Annotated in this window: 1 protein-coding gene; it reads right to left on the bottom strand. The window is 64.8% G+C overall.

Features of this window, described 5'->3' with window-relative positions; genetic code table 11:
• Window positions 1-92: 92 nt before the first annotated feature.
• On the bottom strand, window positions 93-425 hold the full coding sequence (locus tag AC3WON_RS31110; protein WP_492353486.1) for a DUF2190 family protein: 333 nt from the start codon (window positions 423-425) through the stop codon (window positions 93-95).
• Window positions 426-520 lie beyond the last annotated feature (95 nt).

Here is a 520-nt window from a genome sequence, read left to right on the forward strand (position 1 = left end):
CCCGTCAAAGTCCGGCGATCCGGCGACACTGACCGCGCTGAGCATGCCGTGGCGCTTGAATGACGGCCAGAAACGGGCGGTATCGAAGCCCATCAGGCCACCGTTTCGTCGAGCTTGATGCGTGCGGTGGTAGCGCCGTTGGCCTTAGCCACGACAGCCACGCCGACGCGGGTGTTGCCGGCGGAGGTGGTGGTCAGGCGCTTGTTGACGGCGTCCCAGTACAGCGCAGCGCCTTGGGCCGCGGTATCGGTCGAGAGCGCCGGCAGGTCGAACACGCCGCTAGTCTGAAACTCACCATCGGCGCCATTGGCGACCGCCGCGACGGCGACGCCAAAGATCTTGCCGACCAGCGCAGCATCGCCGGAAGCGCACGCGTACGGCGCAGTCAGGGTGAGCGTGTCACCGCATTGCACGAAATTTTTCATCGCAGAGTCCTTGTATGCGAAGTGGAAAGCAAAAAGGGGCGGCACCATGCCGCCCCTTCACGTGACCCTATGCAGGTCAGGCGTTAAGCCCCCGG

This window comes from Cupriavidus sp. FW305-46 (genome assembly GCF_058787075.1).

Excerpts from the sequence above, each read along its gene's own strand:
- AC3WON_RS31110 (WP_492353486.1), bottom strand. The coding sequence starts at position 425 with ATGAAAAATTTCGTGCAATGCGGTGACACGCTCACCCTGACTGCGCCG.